Source organism: Bradyrhizobium sp. SEMIA, assembly GCF_014844175.1.
GTDB lineage: Bacteria > Pseudomonadota > Alphaproteobacteria > Rhizobiales > Xanthobacteraceae > Bradyrhizobium > Bradyrhizobium arachidis.
On the sequence record NZ_CP046601.1, the window covers coordinates 3,184,771 to 3,206,986 of the forward strand.

The 22,216-nt window shown below is 63.4% G+C and carries 27 protein-coding genes, 1 tRNA gene and 1 pseudogene; 12 read left to right on the forward strand and 17 right to left on the reverse strand.

What is annotated here, in order from left to right:
- The first annotated feature begins 210 nt into the window (after window positions 1–210).
- Window positions 211–573 (forward strand): hypothetical protein, encoded by a 363-nt coding sequence (locus tag FOM02_RS15585; protein WP_027558239.1) that lies wholly within the window; start codon window positions 211–213, stop codon window positions 571–573.
- An 18-nt stretch (window positions 574–591) separates the two neighbouring features.
- Here the strand turns inward: FOM02_RS15585 and FOM02_RS15590 are convergent, their stop codons facing one another.
- Complete coding sequence (locus FOM02_RS15590; protein WP_027558240.1) at window positions 592–888, reverse strand: DUF6496 domain-containing protein; 297 nt, start codon at window positions 886–888, stop codon at window positions 592–594.
- 74 nt (window positions 889–962) lie between these two features.
- Window positions 963–1,154, reverse strand: a complete 192-nt coding sequence (locus FOM02_RS15595) for a DUF3072 domain-containing protein (protein ID WP_027558241.1) — start codon at window positions 1,152–1,154, stop codon at window positions 963–965.
- Between the two features lie 115 nt (window positions 1,155–1,269).
- Between FOM02_RS15595 and FOM02_RS15600 the strand changes: the two genes are divergently transcribed.
- The 4 genes from FOM02_RS15600 to FOM02_RS15615 all read left to right on the forward strand — a co-directional run bounded on the left by FOM02_RS15600 (window position 1,270) and on the right by FOM02_RS15615 (window position 2,752).
- Window positions 1,270–1,491, forward strand: a complete 222-nt coding sequence (locus FOM02_RS15600) for a hypothetical protein (protein WP_027558242.1) — start codon at window positions 1,270–1,272, stop codon at window positions 1,489–1,491.
- Between the two features lie 17 nt (window positions 1,492–1,508).
- A complete protein-coding gene (locus tag FOM02_RS15605) occupies window positions 1,509–1,691 on the forward strand; it encodes a hypothetical protein (RefSeq protein ID WP_084334204.1) in 183 nt (60 codons plus the stop codon).
- 60 nt (window positions 1,692–1,751) lie between these two features.
- Window positions 1,752–1,952 (forward strand): hypothetical protein, encoded by a 201-nt coding sequence (locus FOM02_RS15610; protein WP_027558243.1) that lies wholly within the window; start codon window positions 1,752–1,754, stop codon window positions 1,950–1,952.
- Between the two features lie 239 nt (window positions 1,953–2,191).
- Window positions 2,192–2,752: a type 1 glutamine amidotransferase domain-containing protein gene (locus FOM02_RS15615; protein ID WP_027558244.1), complete on the forward strand. Its 561-nt coding sequence runs from the start codon at window positions 2,192–2,194 to the stop codon at window positions 2,750–2,752.
- Between the two features lie 79 nt (window positions 2,753–2,831).
- On the opposite strand, the gene FOM02_RS15620 is transcribed toward FOM02_RS15615, so the two are convergent.
- Together FOM02_RS15620 and FOM02_RS15625 are read right to left on the reverse strand one after the other, a co-directional pair.
- A complete protein-coding gene (locus FOM02_RS15620; protein WP_235539807.1) occupies window positions 2,832–3,065 on the reverse strand; it encodes a hypothetical protein in 234 nt (77 codons plus the stop codon).
- Window positions 3,066–3,159: 94 nt separating this feature from the next.
- Window positions 3,160–3,417 (reverse strand): hypothetical protein, encoded by a 258-nt coding sequence (locus FOM02_RS15625; RefSeq protein ID WP_027558246.1) that lies wholly within the window; start codon window positions 3,415–3,417, stop codon window positions 3,160–3,162.
- A 141-nt stretch (window positions 3,418–3,558) separates the two neighbouring features.
- Here FOM02_RS15625 and FOM02_RS15630 point away from each other — a divergent pair, with 141 nt between their 5' ends.
- The gene (locus FOM02_RS15630) at window positions 3,559–3,780 is read left to right on the forward strand and encodes a hypothetical protein (RefSeq protein ID WP_027558247.1); all 222 of its coding nucleotides are present in this window, start codon (window positions 3,559–3,561) and stop codon (window positions 3,778–3,780) included.
- On the opposite strand, the gene FOM02_RS15635 is transcribed toward FOM02_RS15630, so the two are convergent.
- From FOM02_RS15635 to FOM02_RS15660, 6 genes and pseudogenes are all read right to left on the reverse strand, one after another.
- Window positions 3,777–5,267, reverse strand: coding sequence for an HWE histidine kinase domain-containing protein (locus FOM02_RS15635; protein ID WP_027558248.1), 1,491 nt, complete (start codon window positions 5,265–5,267; stop codon window positions 3,777–3,779). The two genes, FOM02_RS15630 and FOM02_RS15635, sit on opposite strands and share 4 nt — an antisense overlap.
- 13 nt (window positions 5,268–5,280) lie before the next feature.
- Window positions 5,281–8,673 (reverse strand): annotated as a pseudogene (locus tag FOM02_RS15640) (response regulator); the annotation flags it as partial.
- A gap of 298 nt (window positions 8,674–8,971) precedes the next feature.
- Window positions 8,972–9,937 carry a Bug family tripartite tricarboxylate transporter substrate binding protein gene (locus tag FOM02_RS15645; protein ID WP_027562919.1) on the reverse strand — a complete coding sequence of 322 codons (966 nt, stop codon included), beginning with the start codon at window positions 9,935–9,937 and terminating at the stop codon, window positions 8,972–8,974.
- Window positions 9,938–9,959: 22 nt separating this feature from the next.
- Window positions 9,960–10,742, reverse strand: coding sequence for a histidinol-phosphatase (gene hisN, locus FOM02_RS15650; protein ID WP_027562920.1), 783 nt, complete (start codon window positions 10,740–10,742; stop codon window positions 9,960–9,962).
- Window positions 10,743–10,966: 224 nt separating this feature from the next.
- Window positions 10,967–11,221, reverse strand: a complete 255-nt coding sequence (locus FOM02_RS15655; RefSeq protein WP_141263227.1) for a hypothetical protein — start codon at window positions 11,219–11,221, stop codon at window positions 10,967–10,969.
- 47 nt (window positions 11,222–11,268) lie between these two features.
- Window positions 11,269–12,159 carry an N-formylglutamate amidohydrolase gene (locus FOM02_RS15660; RefSeq protein ID WP_027562921.1) on the reverse strand — a complete coding sequence of 297 codons (891 nt, stop codon included), beginning with the start codon at window positions 12,157–12,159 and terminating at the stop codon, window positions 11,269–11,271.
- A 326-nt stretch (window positions 12,160–12,485) separates the two neighbouring features.
- Here FOM02_RS15660 and cpdR point away from each other — a divergent pair, with 326 nt between their 5' ends.
- The 3 genes from cpdR to FOM02_RS15675 all read left to right on the forward strand — a co-directional run bounded on the left by cpdR (window position 12,486) and on the right by FOM02_RS15675 (window position 13,350).
- On the forward strand, window positions 12,486–12,845 hold the full coding sequence (gene cpdR, locus FOM02_RS15665; RefSeq protein ID WP_007597092.1) for a cell cycle two-component system response regulator CpdR: 360 nt from the start codon (window positions 12,486–12,488) through the stop codon (window positions 12,843–12,845).
- Window positions 12,846–12,920: 75 nt separating this feature from the next.
- Window positions 12,921–12,995: transfer RNA gene (locus tag FOM02_RS15670), tRNA-Val, on the forward strand.
- A gap of 127 nt (window positions 12,996–13,122) precedes the next feature.
- Window positions 13,123–13,350, forward strand: a complete 228-nt coding sequence (locus FOM02_RS15675) for a DUF2945 domain-containing protein (protein WP_027562922.1) — start codon at window positions 13,123–13,125, stop codon at window positions 13,348–13,350.
- A gap of 69 nt (window positions 13,351–13,419) precedes the next feature.
- Here FOM02_RS15675 and FOM02_RS15680 read toward each other — a convergent pair whose 3' ends face one another.
- Entirely contained in the window at window positions 13,420–13,878 is a 459-nt protein-coding gene (locus tag FOM02_RS15680) for a DUF4440 domain-containing protein (RefSeq protein ID WP_231164150.1), read from the reverse strand.
- Between the two features lie 296 nt (window positions 13,879–14,174).
- Here FOM02_RS15680 and FOM02_RS15685 point away from each other — a divergent pair, with 296 nt between their 5' ends.
- A complete protein-coding gene (locus FOM02_RS15685) occupies window positions 14,175–14,648 on the forward strand; it encodes an L-2-amino-thiazoline-4-carboxylic acid hydrolase (protein WP_027562924.1) in 474 nt (157 codons plus the stop codon).
- 11 nt (window positions 14,649–14,659) lie between these two features.
- On the forward strand, window positions 14,660–14,905 hold the full coding sequence (locus FOM02_RS15690) for a hypothetical protein (RefSeq protein ID WP_035732048.1): 246 nt from the start codon (window positions 14,660–14,662) through the stop codon (window positions 14,903–14,905).
- Window positions 14,906–14,927: 22 nt separating this feature from the next.
- Here the strand turns inward: FOM02_RS15690 and FOM02_RS15695 are convergent, their stop codons facing one another.
- The 6 genes from FOM02_RS15695 to FOM02_RS15720 form a co-directional block, all read right to left on the reverse strand.
- Window positions 14,928–15,788 carry a glyoxalase superfamily protein gene (locus FOM02_RS15695; RefSeq protein WP_027562926.1) on the reverse strand — a complete coding sequence of 287 codons (861 nt, stop codon included), beginning with the start codon at window positions 15,786–15,788 and terminating at the stop codon, window positions 14,928–14,930.
- A gap of 256 nt (window positions 15,789–16,044) precedes the next feature.
- Entirely contained in the window at window positions 16,045–16,506 is a 462-nt protein-coding gene (locus FOM02_RS15700) for an NUDIX hydrolase (RefSeq protein ID WP_027562927.1), read from the reverse strand.
- A 67-nt stretch (window positions 16,507–16,573) separates the two neighbouring features.
- A complete protein-coding gene (locus FOM02_RS15705; RefSeq protein WP_027562928.1) occupies window positions 16,574–17,401 on the reverse strand; it encodes a carbohydrate ABC transporter permease in 828 nt (275 codons plus the stop codon).
- Window positions 17,398–18,273: a carbohydrate ABC transporter permease gene (locus FOM02_RS15710; RefSeq protein WP_199820253.1), complete on the reverse strand. Its 876-nt coding sequence runs from the start codon at window positions 18,271–18,273 to the stop codon at window positions 17,398–17,400. The genes FOM02_RS15705 and FOM02_RS15710 overlap by 4 nt, the downstream gene beginning before the upstream one ends.
- A gap of 33 nt (window positions 18,274–18,306) precedes the next feature.
- Entirely contained in the window at window positions 18,307–19,659 is a 1,353-nt protein-coding gene (locus FOM02_RS15715) for an ABC transporter substrate-binding protein (protein WP_027562930.1), read from the reverse strand.
- A 31-nt stretch (window positions 19,660–19,690) separates the two neighbouring features.
- Entirely contained in the window at window positions 19,691–20,455 is a 765-nt protein-coding gene (locus FOM02_RS15720; protein WP_051378333.1) for a FadR/GntR family transcriptional regulator, read from the reverse strand.
- 173 nt (window positions 20,456–20,628) lie between these two features.
- On the opposite strand from FOM02_RS15720, the gene FOM02_RS15725 reads away from it, so the two are divergent.
- Window positions 20,629–22,056: a sulfatase gene (locus FOM02_RS15725; protein ID WP_027562931.1), complete on the forward strand. Its 1,428-nt coding sequence runs from the start codon at window positions 20,629–20,631 to the stop codon at window positions 22,054–22,056.
- The last annotated feature ends 160 nt before the right edge of the window (window positions 22,057–22,216 follow it).

Sequence of the window (22,216 nt, forward strand, 5' to 3'; positions counted from 1 at the left end):
GAATTACCGCGGGATATCTGATAACATTCTCGTTAACGGCAGGGACGATGACCCGGTTCGTCCGAAAAAGCCGTGTTCGCTGATCACTGTTCCGAGTCGTATATTTGCTTGGCGGCAACGGAGCCGCCGAGCCAGTTGCAAGCGTGGACCTTCGAACTGCCAGCCGCTTTTTGGAACCGGCCGGTGGTTCGCATTTGATCGGTGCCGAACATGGATCGATTGAAGCTCTCGCTGAGGCGTGCGTTGCTTGTGGCGCCATTGGTGCTGTGGAGCGGAAACGCCCTCGGGCGTGATGACGGCCGTTACGCCGACTCCCCCCTCAAGCCATGGTTCGACAGCCTGCGCAGCCATCTTGGCCCGTGCTGTTCGGATGCGGATGGTTTTGCCGTTGCCGATCCCGACTGGGAGTCGCACAACGGGCATTATCGCGTGCGTCTCGACGGGCAGTGGGTCGAGGTGCCGGATGAAGCCGTCATCACCGAGCCGAACCGGGCCGGCCGCACCATGGTGTGGCCGGTGAAGACCGCGTTCGGGATTTCGATCCGCTGCTTCATGCCCGGCAGCATGATCTGACACGGATCGGCGCGAGCGCTAGGAGGATTTGCGCTTCGACGACCTCTTGGATGATTTCCTGGATGACTTCTTAGACGTCTTCCTGGACGTCTTTTTCTTGGACGTCTTGCGCTTCGATGCCTTCTTCGGGACTTTCTTGCCCTTCTTGCGCGCCTTCGACAGTCCGATCGCGATCGCCTGCTTGCGGCTCTTCACGCGCCCGCCACGACCGCCGCGTCCGCTCTTCGCGGTGCCCTTCTTGTAGCGCCGCATCTCGCTCTCGACATCGCTGCCGGCGCTACGCGAGTAACGGCGTTTCTTTGCCTTGCGTGCCATGCATTCTCTCCCTTGGCCGGGGAAAAACCATTGGACACAAGCATGGTTCCCAAAGCGCGGAACGTTCCGGCTGCCTAGAAAGAATTCGCGAGCTCGATCTCCGCCTCCAGCGCGCGGATGCGGCGCGCAGCTTCAGCGGAGGACAGATCCCGATCGTATTGCGCCGGCTGGTAGGCCTCCTCGCTGAGCCGCTTCAGCCTCAGCCCCTGCGCGCGGGTCATCTCCATGAGAAAAGCCTTTGCGTCGTATTTACCCTGAACCTGCATGTCGCTGCTCCATCCTGAATTCGTGACTTGACTATATGTTCTTATTTTGTTCTAACAAGCCATGGACAACAGAATTAATGAAATTCGACGTAAAATCAGCGCCTTGAGGCTGGAGATGGCCGATATCGAGGCGTCCGTCCGCGACCTCGTCAATCGCGATCGCGACTGCACCGAAAAAGCTCTGGCGCAGATGGATCTGCGCCGGAGGATCAATCTGCTGATCGGCGAATGGAAGGCCGCCGGCGGTGGCGACGTCCTGCCTGATGTCCGCGACCGGGTGCGCCTTCGTCCCGTGAAGACAGCCGTCAATCCGGTGCGCGCCATCGCGCGCCGCTGAGAGTTCGGAGGCGCGCGGTGGAGGAAGACCCGGACACGTACCGGATTCTAAGACTGCGCGCCGAAATCCTCGAGCTCGGCTCCGCGATCCGGCAATTGCAGCGCGAGGGATTGGATGATGCTGCGGCCCAGCTCCTGATTGCGCGCAAGCGCGCGCAGCTCGACCAGCTCGTGAAAGCCAATGCTGTGGGGCGCGTTTAACATCCCTGACATCCGACGCAGCTAAAGCGAGCGCGCTACGCGACACGCTGGAGCTCGCCGATGCACGATGCCGAAATGGCCGCTTTGATACAGGCCGTGCTGGACGACGTCTGCGCCGGGCTTCCTCTCTCCGAACTGGCGACGCGCGAGCGTGTCGCCACGCGGCTGCGTGAGGCCGCGCAAACAGATCGCCGCTCGATCGAGGATCTAAAACAGGCTGCGCGAGATGCTCTGGTCCGCGCACCGACGATGTGGCGCTAAAGCATGATCCGGAAAAGTGCGAAGCGGTTTTCCGGAAAGATCATGCGTAAACAACAACCTAAAGCGCGATGACGATTCATCCAAATCTCATCGCGCTTTAGCGCCCGGTGTGGTCATGACTTGACCGCCATCAGGCCGCTGCGGCAAGCCGCACATCCCCGTGAGATGCCGCCGGTTGCTCGGAACGGAAGCCGGTTCGACCGATTGACCGGGCTCCTCTCATAGCGATGGAGCGTTCCATGGATCTCAAGGGCAAGACGATTGCCATTCTCGCCACCAACGGTTTCGAGCAATCGGAACTGGAAGTGCCGCGCGATCGCCTGAAGCAGGCTGGCGCGACGGTCCACGTCGTCTCGCTCGCGGCGGGCGAGATCAAGGGCTGGGACAAGAAAGATTGGGGACGTCCGGTGAAGGTCGACAAGACGCTCGACCAGGTTTCCAGCAACGACTACGACGCGGTCGTGCTGCCCGGCGGCCAGATCAATCCGGATCTCTTGCGCGTCGAGCCGAAGGCGCTGTCCTTCATCAAGGAGATATTCAACGCCAAGAAGATTGTCGCTGCCGTTTGCCACGCGCCTTGGCTCCTGATCGAGACCGGCATCGCCAAGGGTCGCAAGATGACGTCATACAAGTCGATCAAGACCGACGTCATCAACGCCGGCGCGACATGGGAAGACTCACAAGTCGTCGTCGATCAGGGCGTCATCACCTCGCGCAACCCCGGCGACCTCGACGCCTTCAGCGCCAAGATCATCGAAGAGGTGAAGGAAGGTCGTCACGTCCAGCGCAGCGCTGCCTGACCTTTGCTGCACTGTTTCGACGAAAAGCCCCGCGTTGCCGCGGGGCTTTTGTTTGAGATGCGGCCGAAGCTATTTGAGCTTACTTGCTCATGCCGCCCTTGGTCATCGTGCCGCCCTGATCGGAGCCCGGGCCAGAACCGCCTTGGCCGGAGGCGTCGGGGCCTTTGGAGGGCTTGGTGTTGGCGCCGGTGGTCTGCGACGATGACATCGAGGATCCATGCTTGGCCTTGTGCGACTTGGCCTGCGCGGCGAACGGGGCGGCTGCAAGGCCGGTTGCCAGCATCACGGCGAGAGCGAGCTTGGTCGTCTTCATGCGGGGGAACTCCCTGAGTTAAAATGACGCAGGCTGCCAACCGCCGTCCGTCGCAGGAGTTCCCAACAAAGATTTCGCTCGCTTCACGCAAGCTTCAAGGTTGCTTGTCCTCTGCGAGGATGAACACGACGCCGGTGAGTGTCGCGCCGATCGCGAAGGTCGTCACGAGTGTGAGGGTGAAGACGATGACGGCCTGGCGACCGCCGTCATTCAAGAGATTGGCGACCGCTGGATTGGACAGGATGAGCGCGAGGCTGAAGGCGAGGCCGAGGGCTGCGCCCATCATCGCATGCGTCATCAGCTTGATGATGCCAGTGGGAGAAATCAGATCCGATGACTTTTTCGCGCGCATGGAACTGCGTCCCGAATCCAGCAGGCAAACGCGCGAGACGTTCTTTGGTTCCATCCGGATCAAGGAATTCCGTCGCGCGCTTCATCCGACGTTCATGCCGGGCTTGCGAGGATATGGGCCAGCAACACGGGAACATTCGATATGGGTAAGGTAGTTTTTCTTTACCGCTCGCTGGCCTATCGCAACGCGGCCGCGGACATCTTGCGCAAGGCACGCCAGTTGCCGCGCGGCGCGGAGCGAAGCGCGGCCCGCCGCTATGCGAAGGCGCTGCGCGATCTGGCCCGAACGGAAGCCTGGCTTGAGGGGCGCATCGCTCGCGAACCGCAGACGGCACAGCGCAGGACCAGCGCGGCGTCGGGCTAACCGGATGCGCGCTGCAATTCGACGGAGCCGGCCGCCTCGAACTTGCCGGGTGCCGTCGTCGCCGCAGACTTGCGTGTCAGCGGCACGTCCAGGCGGCACAACAGGCCCTCCGCTCGCCAATCGAATTGCGCCTGTCCGCCGAGCTGGGACTCGACGCTGGCAAGCAGGCTGCGCGTGCCGAACCCGCGCGATTTCGGCGTCCTGACAAGCGGGCCGCCGGATTCCTCCCAGGTCAGCTTGAGAAGGTCGTCCTCGACCTGCCAGCCGATCATGAGCCGCCCGGACCGCGTCGAGAGCGCGCCATACTTTGCCGAATTGGTGAAAAGCTCGTGCAGCGCCAGCGCCAGCGTCTGGGCGGTGGCCGGCAGCAACTGAACTTCGGGACCGGCGAGCTTGATCTGGCCGCCGAGCGAATAGGGCGCAAGCTCTTCGTCGATCAGCCTGGAGAGCTCGGCGCCCTGCCAGCTCGACAGCGACAGGATCGTATGCACGCGCGCCAGCGCGTTGATGCGGCCCTCGACGGCGTTGACATAGGCCTTGACCTCGTCGGCCCGGGTCAGGCGCACGATCGATTGCGCCAGCGCCAGCGCGTTCTTGGCGCGATGATCGACCTCCCGCGCCAGCAGATTCTGCCGTTCCTCGGCCCGCTTGCGCTCGGTGATATCAACCGTGACGCCGCTCACCCGCACGACACGGCCGGCGTGGTCCAGCGTTGCGGCCGCCGTGCCGACGCACCAGCGCACCTCGCCGTCGGGACGGTTGACGCGAAATTCCCCTTCATAGGCACGCGCGCCGGTGTTGAATGCCGCAACCGCCTCGCCGAACCGATCGATGTCATCCGGGTGCAGCAGCGCCTGGATGTTCGCCGATGTGACGTTGAAGGTCTCCGGCGTCACGCCGAAGATGCGGAACTGGCCCTCGTCCCACATCCAGTCGCCGTTGATCCAGTCCCAGTCCCATGATCCCATCTTGCCGGCGGCGATCGCCATGCTGCGCCGCTCTTCGCTCTCGCGCAGCTTCGCGGTGGAGTTCTCCAGTTCCGCCGTGCGGGCGCGGACGCGATCCTCGAGGTCCTGGTTCAGCCGCTCGAGCTCCCGCGTCTTGCGATAGAGCTCGGCAAACACCTTGACCTTGGCGCGCAGCACCTCGGGCACAACAGGCACGGGGACGTAGTCGACCGCGCCCATCTCGTAGCCGCGCAGCCGGTCGATGTCGCTGACCTGGATCGCCGAGATGAAGATCATCGCGGTCTTCTGGAAGCGCGGATGCTCGCGGATCATCGCGGCGAGCTCGAAACCGTCGAGCTCGGGCATGCAGACGTCGACCAGGATCACCGCGATCTCGGTCTTGAGCAGCACCTCCAGCGCCTCGCGGCCGGACGAAGCGATCACGAGGTTCTCGCCGAGATCCTTCAGGATCACCTCGTAGGCGAGCAGCTTGGCCGGCTGGTCGTCGACGAGGAGGATATTGACCTTTTCGTGGTCCATTCGCGGATCCAGCTCAACGGTGCAGCCACATGCGGATCGCAAGCAGCAATTGATCGGTGTTGACGGGTTTGGCGAGGTAATCGGACGCGCCGGCTTCCAGGCATTTCTCACGGTCGCCCTTCATCGCCTTGGCGGTCAGCGCGATGATCGGAAGTCGGGCGAAGGCCGGATTTTCGCGAATGACGCCGATGGTCTGATAGCCATCCATCTGCGGCATCATGATGTCCATCAGCACGATGGCGATTTCCGGGTTGGATTCGACCAGTGTGACCGCCTCGCTGCCGGTCGTCGCCGTCAGCACCTTCATGCCGCGCCGTTCCAGCACGCTCGACAGCGCGAAGATGTTGCGGGCGTCGTCGTCGACCAACAGGGCGGTCTTGCCGATCAGATCCTCGTCGGAACTGTTCAGCTTCTCCAGCATGCGCTGCTTCTCGACCGGCAGTTCCGTGATCACGCGGTGCAGGAACAAAGCGGTCTCGTCGAGCAGGCGCTCCGGCGATTCCACGCCCTTGACCACGATGCTGCGCGCCATGGTGTGGAGTTCCGCGTCTTCCTCCGCCGAGAGCTCGCGGCCGGTGAAGACCACGACGGGAATGTTCGACAGCGCATCGTCCTTGCGGATCTGGTCGAGCACCTCGAAGCCGCTCATGTCAGGCAGCCTGAGGTCGAGCACGACGCAGTCGCAGGGCGCCTCGCGCAGCGTTGAGAGCGCGCCCGCGCCGGTGTCGGTTGCCACGATCTCGATGTCGTCATGGTGCAGGAGCTCGCGGATCGAGAGCTGCTCGGCCTCATTGTCCTCGACGATCAGCAGCCGCTTGCGCCGCGGCTGCGCATATTCCTTGATCTGCGTCAGCGCAGCTGCCACGCCTTCCGTCGTCGTCGGCTTGTTGACGAAGGAGAAGGCGCCGCGGGCCAGTGCGTGCTGGCGGTCCTCGTCGAGCGTAATGATCTGTACGGGGATGTGGCGGGTCAGCGGATTGTGCTTGAGCTGGCTCAGCACCGTCCAGCCGAGCATGTCGGGCAGGAACACGTCGAGCGAGACGGCCCGCGGCTGGTACTGCTTGGCAAGCTCCAGCGCTTCGGCGCCGCGCGCGGCGACCAGGACCTTGAAGCCCTTGTCGCGGGCGAGATCCACCAGCACGCGCGCGTAATGCGGATCATCCTCGACGATGAGCAGGATGGTGTCGCCGGGTTCGAGGTTGAGACGGTCGTCGGGCAATTGCTCGATGACGCGCTGCTGCTCGGGCGCGGACGGCTGCAGCGCGGGCGGCTGGCTATAGGCCTGCGGTGCGGGCGCGCGCGGCGCCAGCGTCGGGCCGGAATATTTCAGCGGCAGATAGAGCGTGAAGGTCGAGCCCTTGCCCGGCGCGCTGCGCAGATGGATTTCGCCGCCGAGCAGGCTTGCGAGCTCGCGGCTGATGGCAAGACCAAGGCCGGTGCCGCCGTATTTGCGGCTGGTGCCGGCGTCGGCCTGCTGGAACGCTTCGAAGATCAGCTTCTGCTTCTCCAGGGGAATGCCGATGCCGGTGTCGGAGACTTCGAATGCGATCACGGCCGGCGCGGAGTTCAGCACCGGGTGATCCGTGCCCCAACCGCCGACGGCGCCGGCGACCGTCAGGCACACCTCGCCTTCGGCGGTGAACTTGAAGGCGTTGGAGAGCAGGTTCTTCAGGACCTGCTGCAGCCGCTTGGAGTCGGTGACGATGCTGCGCGCAAGGTTCGGATCGAGGTCGATCTTGAACGACAGGTTGCGGTTCTCCGCCTCGTGCCGGAACGGCCGGCCGACGGTCTCGAGCAGGTTCGCGGTCAGGATCTCCTCGGCGTCGACCGTCACCGTGCCGGACTCGATCTTGGAGAGATCGAGAATGTCGCTGATGAGGTTGAGCAGGTCGGTGCCGGCGCCATGGATGGTGCGGGCGAATTCGACCTGCTTGAGGGTGAGGTTGCCGTCCGGATTGTCGGTGAGCTGCTGCCCCAGGATCAGGATCGAGTTCAGCGGCGTGCGCAGCTCGTGGCTCATGTTGGCAAGGAATTCGGACTTGTACTTCGAGGTCAGCGCGAGCTCGGTCGCCTTTTCCTCCAGCGCACGGCGGGCCTGCTCGATCTCCTGGTTCTTCCGCTCGACCTCGACGTTGCGCTCGGCGAGCTGCTGCGCCTTCTGCTCGAGCTGGTCGTTGGTCTGCTGCAATTCGCGCTGCTGGGTCTGGAGCTCGCCGGCCAGCTGCTGCGACTGCTTGAGCAGGCCTTCGGTCTGCATCGTCGCTTCAATCGAGTTGAGCACGATGCCGATGGAGTCAGTGAGCTGCTCCAGGAACGTCATCTGCGAGGTCGTGAACGAGACCAGCGAGGCGAGCTCGATCACGGCCTTGACCTGGCCCTCGAACAGCACCGGCAGCACGACGAGGTTCTTGGGCGCGACGCGGAACAATGCCGAGTTGATCGGCACGACATCGGACGGAATGTCGGCCACCACCCGCGGCCGCTTGTCGAGAGCGCACTGGCCGATCAGGCCTTCGCCGAACTGGAGCACGCGCTGATAGGGATAGACGCCGTCGCTGGCATAGGAGGCGAGCAGCAAGAGCTGCGGATTGTCCTCGTTCTCGACCTGATAGATCACGCCGGTATGGGCATTCACAAGCGGTGACAGCTCGGTGAGCAGCAGTCGGCCGACGGTGGCCAGGTCGCGCTGGCCCTGCAGCATGTTGGTGAATTTGGCGAGATTGGTCTTCAGCCAGTCCTGCTCGGTGTTCACGTCCGTCGTCAGACGGAGGTTCGTGATCATCGTGTTGATGTTGTCTTTCAACTCGGCCACTTCGCCGCGGGCGTCGACCTGGATCGATCGCGTCAGATCGCCCTTGGTCACGGCGGTCGCCACTTCCGCGATCGCGCGCACCTGCGAGGTGAGGTTGGCCGCCAGAAGGTTGACGTTACCCGTGAGGTCCTTCCAGGTGCCGGCGGCGCCGGGCACGTCGGCCTGACCGCCGAGACGGCCCTCGACGCCGACCTCACGCGCCACCGAAGTGACCTGATCGGCGAAGGTCGCGAGCGTCTCGGTCATGTTGTTGATGGTATCGGCGAGGGCTGCGACCTCGCCCTTCGATTTCACGGTGAGGTTCTGCTTGAGATCGCCGTTGGCGACCGCTGTCACGACCTTGACGATGCCGCGGACCTGCTCGGTCAGGTTGGCCGCCATGAAGTTCACGGTGTCGGTGAGATCCTTCCAGGTGCCGGCGACGCCGGGCACCTGCGCTTGGCCGCCGAGTTCGCCCTCGGTGCCGACTTCGCGCGCCACGCGTGTCACTTCGCCGGCGAAGGCGTTGAGCTGGTCCACCATGGTGTTGATGGTGTTTTTCAGCTCGAGGATTTCGCCCTTCACGTCCACGGTGATCTTGCGGGACAAGTCGCCGAGCATGCCTTGTTCGTATGCAAACGACTATCAACCCATTGAAATTCCTTATCCGAAAGTCGGATTGAGGCGAGGTGTCGCCGCATGCTCCGCTGCGCTCCCTCCCCCCCTTGCGGGGGGAGGGCGGGGGAGAGGGTGGCCCAGCAAAAGGTGTGACTGTCGTGAAGAAGTTTCTTTGCGCGATCGATGGAGTCCCCGTGTGAACCCCTCCCTAGCCCTCCCCCGCAAGGGGGGAGGGAACGCACCTGTCGCGTTGTGAGAGATCGGCTCTCCCCCTCCAGGGGAGGGTAAGAGAAAGCTACTTCGCCGTCTCGACCCCGGCGTCCTTGATCACCTGCGCCCACTTCTTCGTCTCGTCGGCAATGAAGGCGCGAAAATGCTCCGGCTCATCGCCGACAAGCGTCGCGCCTTGCGCGGCGAGCTTCTCCTTCACTGCGGGATCCGCCATGGCCTTGGTCGCGAGGCCATGCAGCGCCGTGACGATCTCCTTCGGCGTGCCCTTGGGCGCCACCATGCCGTACCAGTTCTCGATGCGAAGGTCGGGAAAGCCCGCTTCCTTGGTGGTCGGCACGTCGGGCGCGGTCGGCGCGCGCTCGACTGATCCGACGGCAATCGGCTTCAACGCGCCGGCCTTGACCTGCGGCAGCAAGACGGGGAGATCGAGGAACGTCATCTGCACCTGCTGGCCCAGGAGATCGTTCACGGCCGGAGCGGCGCCGCGATAGGGCACATGCACGATGTCGATCTTCGCTGTGAGCTTGAACAGTTCACCGGCAAGATGCGGCAGGCTGCCGGGACCGGAGGAGGCGAAGTTGAGCTTTCCGGGCTGCGCCTTGGCGAGCGCGATCAGCTCGCCGATGTCTTTCACGGGCACGTTGGTGGCGACGACAAGCATTTCCGGCACGGTCGCAACCAGCGTCACCGGCGTGAGGTCGGTTTGGGTGTCGTAGGCGACGCGCTCCATGCTCGGGCTGATCGCGAGCGCGCCGGCCGAGGAGATCGCGATGGTGTAGCCGTCGGGCGCTGCCTTGGACACCGCGTCGGTGCCGAGCACGCCGCCCTGGCCGCCGCGATTGTCGATCAGCACCGGCTGGCCCGACAGCTCCGACATGCGCTGGCCGATCACACGGGCGATGATGTCATTGGGACCGCCGGCCGGAAACGGCACGATCAGCTTGATCGGTTTTGCGGGAAAATTCTGCGCCGATGCCAATGACGGCAATAGCAGCAATAATCCAACGAGCAGCCTGCGTGAGATGGTCATGCAAGCCTCCCGCTCGCGTTTGTTATTGGTTGAGCAGCCTCAAGGCTTCTTCATGAACTCTTGCGTCGCCGGCGGCAACGATGCGGCCGCCGCCCTGCGCCGGCTTGCCTTCCCAGGTGGTGACGACACCGCCGGCGCCGGTCACGATCGGGATCAGGGCCGCGATGTCGTAAGGTTTCAGCTCGGTCTCGACCACGAGGTCGACATGGCCGGCCGCCAGCATGCAATAGGAGTAGCAGTCGCCGCCATAGCGCGACAGCCGTGCGCCCTGCTCGATGCGGCCGAAAATGGCGCGGTCGCGCTCGTTCATCAGCAGCGGAGAGGTGGTGTAGGTGGTCGCCTCCGACAGCGAGGCGCAGCGGCGGACCTGGAGCCGGCGCTCGCCGGAGGGGCCCTTGTAGTTCGCCGAGCCGTTGTCGCCGGAAAAGCGTTCGCCGATGAAGGGCTGGTGCATCATGCCGTAGACCGGCGTGCCCTTGTGCAGCAGCGCGATCAGCGTGCCCCAGATCGGAAAGCCGCCGATGAAGGATTTCGTGCCGTCGATGGGGTCGAGCACCCAGACATAGTCGGCGTCCTCGCGCTCATTGCCGAATTCCTCGCCGACGATGCCGTGCTGGGGGAAGCTGGCCTTGATCAGCCGCCGCATCACCGCCTCGGCGGCGCGGTCGGCTTCGGTGACGGGGTCGAAATCCTTGGTCTTGCTCTTGTCGTCGATCGACAGCGAGGTGCGGAAGAACGGCAAGATGGTCTCGCCGGAGGCGGTGGCGAGCCGTCCGATGAAGGCGGAGAAGTCGATCACCGTCACGGCGTATCCTCGAAGCGAAAGTCGGATGAAGCTTCCACCTGCCTAGCTCAAATCGCCTCTCGCGTGCAGCGCTGTCTTGATTTGGCCCCTGGTATTTTGAATGCCGCGGGCGGCTGCCTCAGCTCAGTCATATCCTGGCCAAATATCGATCACGGAGTTGAAAACTTAGTTCCGAGCATGCCTTGTTCGTATGCAAACGACTATCAACCCATTGAAATTCCTTATCAAAGAAACTGAATCTGGGTTTCTCTTAAAGCAATTGAGCCATGTGCATATTGCATGGGAAATGGCTCAAAAGCCCTTGCACTTTGTGCGGCGCGGCCGCATATTGTTGCGGTGCGGTAGCGCTCTGCGTTACCGCTGCCCTCCTTGGGCGTTTCCTCCCTAGACTTGGGCCGCTTCTTCATTAGAAGCGGCCCTTTTTTCTTGCCGCCTCCGTTTTCATTTTGGCGCGCGCAAGCGGCGAAGCGAAAACGCATTCGCGCCCATCGCGCACGGCGCGATCGTCCAAAGAAAAAGCTGTCGTCTATTCCGCTGCGGCCTGGAACGGGCCGAGATCGCCGAACGGAATCGTCGTCGCCAGCACGTCGGCAAGCACGCCGAAGTCGGAAGCGACTTGCGCAAAGCGCGGGCTGCGCTCGCGCCGCCGCTCGTCCATGTAGATCGCGCGATTGAGCTCGAGCTGCACGGCGTGCAGGCCGCTTGCGGGATTGCCGTAATGCTCGGTGATGAAGCCGCCGGCATAGGGCTTGTTGCGGCCGATCGAATAGCCGAGCCCGCCCAGGGTCTCCTCGACCCGGTCAGGCAAGAGCGGCGTGCAGCTGGTGCCGTAGCGGTCGCCGATCACGACGTCGGGCCGGCGCGGCTCGTCTCTGCTGACGCCGACCGACGGCATCGAATGGCAATCGACCAGCACCACGGTGCCGAACATCTGATGCACCTTGTTGATCAGCCGACGCAGCGCGCGGTGATAGGGCTTGTAGAGCGTCTCGATCCGCGCCAGCGCATCGTCGACCAGGATCCGTTCGCGGTAGATCTCCTGTCCGTCGCCGACCACGCGCGGAATGGTCCCGAGGCCACCCGCGACCCGCATCGAACGGGTGTTGGCGAAGCTCGGCAGGCGGCCGGTGAACATGCGCGGATCGAGCTCATAGGGCTCGCGATTGACGTCGACATAGGAGCGGGGAAAGTTGACCCGCACGGTCGGAAAGCCGCGCGTGCTCAGATGGCCGATCAGCTCGTCCATGAAGGAATCTTCGGAGCGCCGCAGCGTCGTCAGGTCGATCCGCGAGGCGCTGAGGAATTCGTCCGGATAGGTCGAGCCGGAATGGGGCGAGTTGAAGATGATTGGCGCGCGCCATGCGGCGGGCTCCACGATCTCGAAGGCTGGCGACACCTCGCCGTCAAACCGCGTCATCTTCTCAGGCTTCGTCCCTTCGCCGCACGATCCGGGCCCCGGATCGAATGATTCGGCCGGTCGACCGGCTCTTATGTGTCGTCATTGTCCGGAATCGCAACCATTCTGCCAAGCGAAAAGATGTGACGGGCGCTGGAACTTGTCTTAACCGTGCGGGCATCGAGGTGGGGATCGGCTCCGTCGGCTCGATTGATTCGCAGCCCGTTCGGGTTCACAAGGAGCGGGCAGCGCGAGCCGGCGCGGGTTAAGATTTTCACCCCAAATTTACCCTCTGTCGGGCTTAGTGAGCTCTGCTGATATCCTCTGGGGATTCGACGTTTCCTGCCATGCCAAAGATCCTGCTCGCCGAAGACGACAACGATATGCGCCGTTTCCTGGTCAAGGCGCTGGAAAATGCCGGTTTTCAGGTCTCGTCCCATGACAACGGTATGGCCGCCTATCAGCGGCTCCGCGAAGAGCCGTTCGAGATGCTGCTGACCGACATCGTGATGCCGGAAATGGACGGCATTGAGCTCGCCCGCCGGGCTTCGGAACTCGATCCCGACATCAAGATCATGTTCATCACCGGCTTTGCGGCGGTCGCCCTGAACTCGGATTCGGACGCCCCCAAGAACGCCAAGGTGCTGTCCAAGCCTGTGCATCTGCGCGAATTGGTCAGCGAAGTGAACAAGATGCTGGCGGCCTAAATCAGGCCTGTTCCGTCCTTGCGCCGGGTCCCCTGAGCCGTTATAGGGACCCCACCCGACGTAAGTGGACTATTAGGGCACGTAGCTCAGCGGGAGAGCACTACCTTGACATGGTAGGGGTCACAGGTTCGATCCCTGTCGTGCCCACCACGCTTCGCCTTCGGCTTCGCGTGGCACAGCCTGGAAAATCACGGCGAAGCGTGTCCGGCGTAGCTCGGAGAGCGTAGACGGACTGGGGCGTCTTGGAACGTGCCCATGCGCCAGGCATTGTTCCGCCATGCCCAAAACCTCCACAAAAGCCTTCAAGCGCGGCGATCACGTCAGCTGGAATTCCGAGGCTGGCCGGGTGCGCGGCCATATCCTGCGCGTCCACACCGGGGACGTCGACTACAAGGGCTACACGCACCACGCGAGCCCGGACGATCCGCAATACGAGATCAAGAGCGACAAGACCGGCCACGTCGCCCTGCACAAGGGCCGGGCGTTGCGGCTGCTGCGCAGCTGAGCGGCACAAGCCCGTGGCCGGATCGCGCTCCGCGCCATCCGGGCTACGATGCCCCTCCGGGATCTCCGACTATTTCAGTTCCGTATTCGCGACCGGCATGATTGAGGCGACGTGCCAGCCGTTCGCGTCCTGAACATAGGTCTGGCTGATCAGAAACGTATTCTGCTGGGGCGGTTTGCCCGGAAGCGCGCGCGTGAAAACGATGGGGACGAGGATCTGCATGACCTCGTTCGAGAGCACGGCGACGTGGAATTTCGACATGTCGGGCTCGAGGTGCCAGGTGCCCTCGTAATAGGTCTTGAACCGGGCCGCGACGTCATCGCGGCCGCGCGTCTCGATGCCTCTGGCAAACAACAGCGTTCCGGGCGAATTCAGCAGCATGGCCTTTACCGCGTCCGCATCATGCGCATTCTGCGCCGCGATGAATTTTTCGAAGATGGCTCGTGCCTCGGCGTCATTTGCGGCGGCGCGCGCGCTTCCGGGCGACCAGAACGTTGCAGCGAGAAACAGCGCCGCAGTCACCGCCATAACGCGTCGTGAAGATCGTCGTGGCCTGATGGTGCTGGGAGACGTTTCGGGCCGGGTCATGTTCACCTCTGGTCATTGGCAAGCATCGTTTGAATGGTGATCGACATACCATCGATGGCTGCGGCCGCGTTTTCAGAATTGCACGATCGGCGGCAGCGCCGAGATCACGGAAGGGTTAGTCGCGGCCATCGGATGTCGTGGCACGCACCAGGCAAGCTCGCCTCCAACGCGAAGTTGAGCTATCGTCCGGTGGCTCTATCCGGGGTACGATCTCCCTTCAGACAACGAGGCCGCCCATGAGCGTGTCCGTCATCGAGCAAGCAAAGATCCAGGCGCAGGTGCTGGTGCCGCTGGTCAAGGCGCTGCAGGCCGAACTCGGCGAGGCAAGCGCCAACGCGCTGGTTCGCAAGGCGCTCGGCGATCTCTATCGTGGCTTCGGCGAGGAGTTCTGGAAGGCGAAGAACGAAGCCGATCTCGGCAAGGCCGTGTCTTCGGCGTTCAGGACTTACGCCCGCGACGACGCGCTCGCCTATGACGTGATCGAGCAGACGCCGGACGCCTTTGCGTTCGACGTGACGCGCTGCGCCTATGCCGAGTTCTACAAGGCGCTCGGCGAGCCGGAGCTCGGCTTCCTTCTGGTCTGCACCGCGGACTTTGCGACCGCGGAAGGGTTCGGCCCCGACGTCAAGCTCACGCGCACCCAGACGATCATGCAAGGCGCGCCTCATTGCAATTTCCGCTACCGGCGCGATGGAGGCAGGTCACAGTGAAGGGACTGCAAATGATGCGGGCTGGCTGTCTTGCCCTGGCGGTGCTGGCCCTGATGGCGTCACGCGCCGAGGCTGCCGTCATCGACTGGCAAGCCGAGCTCCAGCGCTGCCGCGAGCTGCGGCAGACCGTGGCGCCGCTGCTTCAGGCCGGCGAGGGGATCTCCGCCGTCGGCCGCTCCAACAGGTCGGTCCGTCGCTGCCTCTGGATCCAGCGCATCGCGGTGCGCAAGAAAATACCGGGGGCGGAGGTGTGGTAGGCGGCCTGGCGCCCCGCGAAGATCATGGCCCCGCCGTGACGAAGGCCGAGATGATCGTGCCATCGCTGCCAAGCGTGATGTGCCAGTGCGACGCGGCACCGCCCTGGTGCCAGACCGAATAGACGTCCTGGCCTTGCGCGCCGACACCGAGAAATTCGATCGACGTGATCGGACCCATATCGGCGAGGCCGGGTTGCAGACGCGGCAATTGCTTGCGGGTAGCTTCAGCCAGAGATGCGCTCATTTCGCCATAGTTGGGCTGGCCCGCTGCGACGCTCTCGACGAGACGACGAAGCGCAGCGGCGCTGCCGGGATTGGCGGACCGGCTGCTCATGCGCGTCTCGATCGCGCGCTGGAGCTCTTGTGCTGCGGCTGCGTCGATGCGTTGCATGGTGTGGTCGTTGCCATGCTGGTGCAGGATCACGGCCGTCGGAATCCCGTCCGGTCCGAGGGTAAAACGAAACGCGACCTCGATATCCCGCGCGACGAATTCCGTTTCACTCACCGCGTAATAGGCAACCGAGCCTTGGCCGGTCAGCCGTGCCGAGAGATGGTCATTGTCACGCGTGATGGTGAAGACAGCGCCATGGAATTGATAGGTTCCGGCATAGCGATCCAGAGTCGCTTGCGGCAACTGAATCTCCTTGGCTTTCGAGCCGGATTGATCCGAACCATCGACTGTTCTGCCCGCCTCGTTATTGCGGTCCGGGCCGGGTTGCTCCGCCGAGCGGATTCTGGCGGCGAGCACATTCCAATCGGCCAAGCCCAACATCTTCGCGACGAGCTCGAGGCTCTCGCTGACGGTGAGGGAGACTGATCGGGTGCTGCTGAGGGCTTCGCGAAGCGTTTGCGCCATGACCTTGGCGTCGCGGAAATCGCGCATCTTCTATTCCTTTGCGATATGAACGGAGAATGTCAGGGCTTGCGTTACTGACCCGTTCGCTCGAGCAAAGGAAGCGTGCGGCGGTCTGATACACTTCACCATACCCCGAAGGGCGCAAGCGGCAGGCGGTATCTACCTGGCAAAAATTGTGCTTGAGAGCCTCGTGATTGTCAACCGGTCATCGATCTCGCGATAAAGCTGTGTCACTCATGGCTCCAATTGATGCAGGCACGCGCATAAGCATTCTTGATGTTGGTCAGCTCTTGACCGTCCGAAGCAGCACCTCCTTCAATCCGGTCGGATAGAGGCTCGGCCCGCCCTCCGCGTCGAGATCGGCGAGGTTGAACCAGCGCGCGACGATCTCCTCTCCATTATCCTCGCGAAAGTCGATGCGGTCCTCGCCGCCGAACGCGCCGTCGGGGAACGTGACCTCCGCAACGAACATCACCTCGTGTCCGGTCGATCCCTCGTGCGCGAAAATGTTCTCCATCACCAGCGGCTCGCTCGTGATGGTGACGTCGATACCGAGCTCTTCGTTGAATTCGCGCACGAGCGCTGTCCGCCAGCTCTCGCCGAACTCGATCGCGCCGCCGAGCGGGCGCACGCCCTTGATCCGCCCCGCATCGTCCCGCACTTCCGCCGCCAACAGCAGCCCGTCCCGCCAGTGCAGGCCGATCGCGACGACGCGGATGTGAGGGTGAGGCCGCCATGTGGTCATGGGGCATGGTTAGTCGGCTTCGGGCGCTTTCGCAATCGGGGCGCGCCGGCCCAAAGCTTTCATCATGTCACCCCTTGACCGCGCCGGCGGTGAGCCCGGAGACGAGATAGCGCCGCACTGCGAGCGAGAAGATCAGCACCGGGGCCATCACCAGCGAGCCGCCGGCGGCGATCTTGCCCCATTCCCAGCCCTCGTAGTTCATGAAGTTGACGACCGCGACCGGCGCGGTGCGCGCATTGGTCCGGGTCAGGATCAGCGCGAAGAAGAAATCGTTCCAGGCGTAGAGGAAGCACAGGATCGCGGTCGCGGCGATGCCCGGCGTCACCATCGGCAGCACGATCTTGGTGAACACCGTGCGCGTCCGCGCGCCGTCGACGAGGGCTGCCTCCTCCAGCGAGACCGGGATGGTGTCGAAGAACGGCTGCATCATCCAGATCACCAGCGGCAGATTGAAGCTGGTGTAGACCAGCACGAGGCCGGTGATGGTGTCGAGCAGCCCGATCCAGCGGTAGAACAGGAAGAAGGGAATCGTGAACGCGATCGGCGGCGCCATGCGCGTCACCAGGATCGCAAAGGAAAGCGCATGCTTGCCGCGTCCGGCCCAGCGCGACAGCGCGTAGGCGGCAGGCACGCCGAACAGCAGCGCCAGCGCGGTCGAGAGCGAAGCGCTGAGCAGGCTGTTGACGAAGGAGGCCGAGAACGCGCTGTGCCAGAGCGAGATGTAGTTCTCAAGCGTCGGCGTGAAGATCAAAGGTGGCGGGAATTGCAGGATCTGATCGTTGGTCTTGAAGCTCATCTGCAACAGCCACAGGAACGGCGAGAGCAGAATCAGCAGCGTGACCGTGATCGCGACCAGCCGACCGGGCGTGGCCTTGCGGAGGGAGGATTCGCTCATGCCAGCGCCTCCTTGCGCCGGCCCATCCAGACCAGGCCCAGGCTGATGCCGCAGACAAGCAGCAGCATCACCACGGTGACAGCGCTCGAATAGCCGATCTCGTTGGTGTCGAAGGCGAGAAGGTACGCATAGTAGTTCGTGACTTCAGTGACGGTGCCTGGCCCGCCGCCGGTCAGGAGGAAGATCAGCGGAAATGCCTTCACGCTGTCGATCAGGCGGAACATGCCTGAGATCACCAGGATCGGCGTGATGAAGGGCAGCGTCACGTACCAGAAGATCTGAAGCTTGCTCGCGCCGTCGACGAGGGCTGCTTCCGAATATTCATCCGGAATGGTCTGGAGCGCCGCGAGCACCATCAGGAAGGTGAAGGGCAGCCATTCCCAGGTGTCGGCGATGATGATCGCGGTCAGCGCGAAGTCGACGCTGGAGGTCAGCGCCGGCAGGGTGAAATGCAGCGCCTGCGCCGCATAATAGAGCGGGCTGATGTCGGGCGCGTAGATCAGCTTCCAGATCACCGCGACCACGATCGGCGGCAGCACCATCGGTATCAGGAAGAAGGTGCGCGCGAACTCGACGAAGCGCGACGGCACGTTCAGCAGCAGCGCCAGCAGCATGCCGAGCAGCACCTGGAACAGCACGCTCGCGACCGAGAGCTTGGCCTGCACGGCCAGCGAGTTGACGAAGCGGGGGTCGCCCGGCAGCAGGGCATAGTTGCGGAACGGATCGCTGAAATCGGTGGCCGAGCCCGGCGTCGTCAGCTGGAACGGCGTCAGGCTCGTTACGATAAGATAGATCGCCGGCAGCACCGCCACCGCGAACAGCACGATCAGGCTCGGGGTGAGCGCGAAGGCGATGAACCTTCGGCGCTCCAAGTCAAATCCACTCTCGGCCAATTCCGCTCTCGCTCAAAGCTTTGTCCCGGCACGGCGGAGTGCGGCGATGGCCTGATCTTGCGCTGCGTTCATCGCGTCCTTGGCCGGCAACTGGCCGGTGGCGACCTGCTCGAACGCCTTGTTGAGGACATCGCCGACGATGGGGAACTCCTTCGACGTACGATAGGCCATGTAGTTCTCGCCCTTGCCCGGCAGCTCCAGCACCTCGAGATAGAGCGCGCCAAGGTCCTGGCCGTTGACAGTGTTGAGCTTGCGATAATCGTCGCTGGTGATGATCGAGCGCCGGCACACCGAGGAGTGACCATGCTCCTTGACGAGCTTCATCGAGATCTCGGGCGACAGCGCCCATTTGATGAATTCCCACGCCGCCTTCTGGTTCTTGGCGTTCTTGGGAATGCCGAGCCCCTGGCTATTCGAGGCCGGATGGTCGTGCACGGGGCCGGCGGGCGAGCGCACCACGCGCGAGGTCTCCTTCACCTTGCTCTCGTCGGAGAGCAGGATCGGCGTCACCCAGGCGCTGGAATGGATGAAGATGTTGGCGCGGCCGGTCAGCATCGCCTGCCGGGCCTGGTCCTCGGTGTAGGTCAGAATGCCCTTCGGCGCGCTCTTCAGGAGGTTCGCGTAGAACTCGACGCCCTGGATCGCTTCGGGCGTGTTCAGCGCCGGCATCGGGTCGCCGGGCGGATTCTTGAAGATGTTGCCGCCAAAGCCCTGGATGTAGGGCGGCAGGTTCCAGTTGTGCAGGAACCACGACACCAGGCCGCTGACGCCATCGGTGCCGTTGATCTCGGCGCAGACCTGCTGAAGCTCGGCGAAGGTCTTGGGGATCTTCAGCCCCTTCTTCTCCATCAGGTCCATGCGCGACAGACCCATCAGCATCGCGCCGCCTTCCCAGGAGTAGCCGTAGGTCGCACCCTTGGCGTCGCGATAGGGCACCTGCGCGCCGTCGACGAAGTCTTTCGGATTCCAGTCGGCAGGCGTCAGATTGGCATCGCCCGTGAACTCGTCGAGGTTGGCGAGCAGGCCCGCCGCGATCCAGCGGGTCGCGAGCGTGAAGGTGACGTTGACGAAATCATAGGCCGAGCCGCCCGAGGACAATTCGAGATTGGCCTGCTGGTTGTAGACGGGCAGCGCGGAGAGCTGGAGGTCGACCTTCATGCCGGTCTTTTCCTCGAACTCGGGAATGTATTTCTGCAGCAGCGTGAAGAAGCGGTGCTGGAACGAGGCGCCGTGCAAGGTGACGCCGGCAAACGGTTTTGTCTGTGCGATCAGCGGTGCGGGGAATGCCGCGAGCGCGGCGGTCGCGGCGCTGGCCTTGAGCAATTTACGGCGGGTGAGCGAACTCGCGCGCGATGCGGTCTTCATGTTTGTCTCCCTCGATTATTGTTTGCCGGTGTCAACGCGCCCGTCTGCTGCGGGCGTTCTCGTCCTCGGCGTCCTTTTTCTTCTGGCGCGACATGGCCGTGACGATGTTTCCTTCGGTGAGATCCATCAGCTTGTGCATGGCCTGGCGCGCACCGTCCGGATTGCGCGCCCAGATCTCGTCGAGCACGGCGCGGTGATAGGGCAGGCTCTTGCGCGGCGCGCCGGGATTGGTGCTCGACAGGTTGAACGACATCCGCAGGGCCGCGGCCACCGTCGCGCCGAAGGCGATCAGGAAATCGTTGCCGGTGGCGATCAGGATGCCGCGGTGAAACTGCAAATCCGGCTCGGCATAGGCAGCGCGGTCCATGCCGGCTGCGTCCATGCCGCGATAGGCGCGCTCGATCCGGGCAAAATCCTCGTCGGTGCCGCGCAGCGCGCAGATCGCGCAGGCCTCGGGCTCGACGATGCGGCGGACCTCCATGATCTGCTTGGCGAACTCCTGCGTCGGCAAGGCCGACAGCGTCCAGTTCAAGAGCTCCTCGTCGAGCATGTTCCAGTCGAAGCGCGCGCGGACATGCGTGCCGGCCTTCTGCTTCGAGGCGATCAGGCCTTTCGCCTTCAGCAGCGACAGCGCCTCGCGGATCGAGGCGCGGCTGACATCGAAGCGCGACGCCAGCTCGATCTCGCGCGGTAGCGTCGTGCCCTCGCGCCACACGCCGGTCAGGATCAGCCGCGCCACCTCGCGGGCGACCTGGGCGCTCGATTGCGCGCTGTCCTTGCTAGGAGATTTTGCCACGTTGATCCCGGATTCGTGGAATTAAATGTCTGATTTATTGCACGTGCGAATGGGGCGGCCGCCAGAAATTATGGCTCATATCTGCAGGATAATCCTGCAGGCTGCGGTTTGACAAGAATTATTATGTCAGACATATTTTCTATTGTCTCAACGCCGCGCAGGACAAAACCATCGTGACAAAGCCCCACATCATCCTGGTCATGACCGACCAGCAACGGTTCGACACGATTGCGGCGACGGGCCATCCCTACATGAAGACGCCGAATCTCGATCGCCTGGTGCGCGAGGGCGTCTATTTCGACAATTGCTTCATCAACGCGCCGAGCTGCGTGCCCTCGCGCGCGGCTTTGTTCTCCGGTCTCTATCCGCATGCCTCGGGCGTGCTGAAGAACGGGCAGCACTGGCAGAAGACCTGGGTCAGCAATCTCGGCGAAGCCGGCTATCACTGCGTCAATGTCGGCAAGATGCACACCATCCCCTATGACGCGAAGGCAGGCTTCCACGAGCGCTTCGTGGTCGAGAACAAGGATCGCTTCTTCGAGGGACGCTGGTTCGCCGACGAGCTCGACAAGGCCTTTGCCGCGCACAAGCTGACCAAGCCGTCGCGCGCCGGCTATCGCAGCCTGCCTGACTATGGCGACCGCATGGGCGCCTTCACCTGGGAGATGCCGAAATCGCTGCATCCCGACATCTTCGTCGCGGAAACCGCGATGTGGTGGCTGGAGACGCGCCCCAAGCCCGAGGCGCTGTTCATGCAGATCGGCCTGCCCGGACCGCATCCGCCCTATGATCCGCTCCCGGAATATCTGGAGCACTATCTCGCCCGCAACGACCTGCCGGTGCCGCAGCCGACCGAGGCCGAGATCGAGGGCCTGCCGGCGTATCTGAAGGAGAAGCGCCGGCACGACACCGAGGTCGACCACGACGCGGTGTCATGGAAGCTCGCGCCGACGCACGAAGAGATGCGCCGCTTGCGCGCGCACTACTACGCCAACGTCACCATGATCGACGAGCAGATCGGCCGCCTGATCGAGATGCTGGACAACAAGGGCTATCTCGACAATTGCGTCGTCATCTTCATGTCCGACCATGGCGACAATCTCGGCGAGCACGGTCTCAGCCAGAAATGGTCGATGTACGAGCCTGTCACGCGTATCCCGCTGCTCTTCTGGTCGCCCAGCCTGTTCTCCGACGGCCGCCGCATCCGCGAAAAATGCCAGCTGTTCGATCTCGGCCCGACCATTCTCGACCTCGCCGGCGCACAGCATCCAAAGCCGTGTCAGGCGCACAGCCTGCTGCCGGCGCTGAAGGGCGAGGAATGGGCCGGCCGAGACTTCGTGTTCTCCGAGCAGGCCGGCGACGTCGCCATGACCGGTGCGCGGCTGATCACCATGGTCCGCGATAACAGGTGGAAGGTCGTATTCATCCACGGGGCCGCGGACGGCCAGCTGTTCGACCTCGAGACCGATCCGCTCGAGCAGCACAATCTCTGGGGCGTGCCCGAGCATGCCGGCGAGGTGAGCCGCCTCAAGGACGCCTTCATCGACTGGCGCCAGAACAGCCTGCTCGAGACCATGGATCTGAACGCGGCGGCGCGGTGAGGGCGGCCCGCTCCCTGGCACCACCTGCAGGGCGAGGTGACATATTCCAGCTGGTGCGCCGTCGTCGGCATAACGGCTTCGCGGTCTTGATCCGCTGTTGGCTGCCTGCCATTGTTCGGTCATCCACCGCGGCAATGTCTCGTCGAGACGTGTCGCGTCG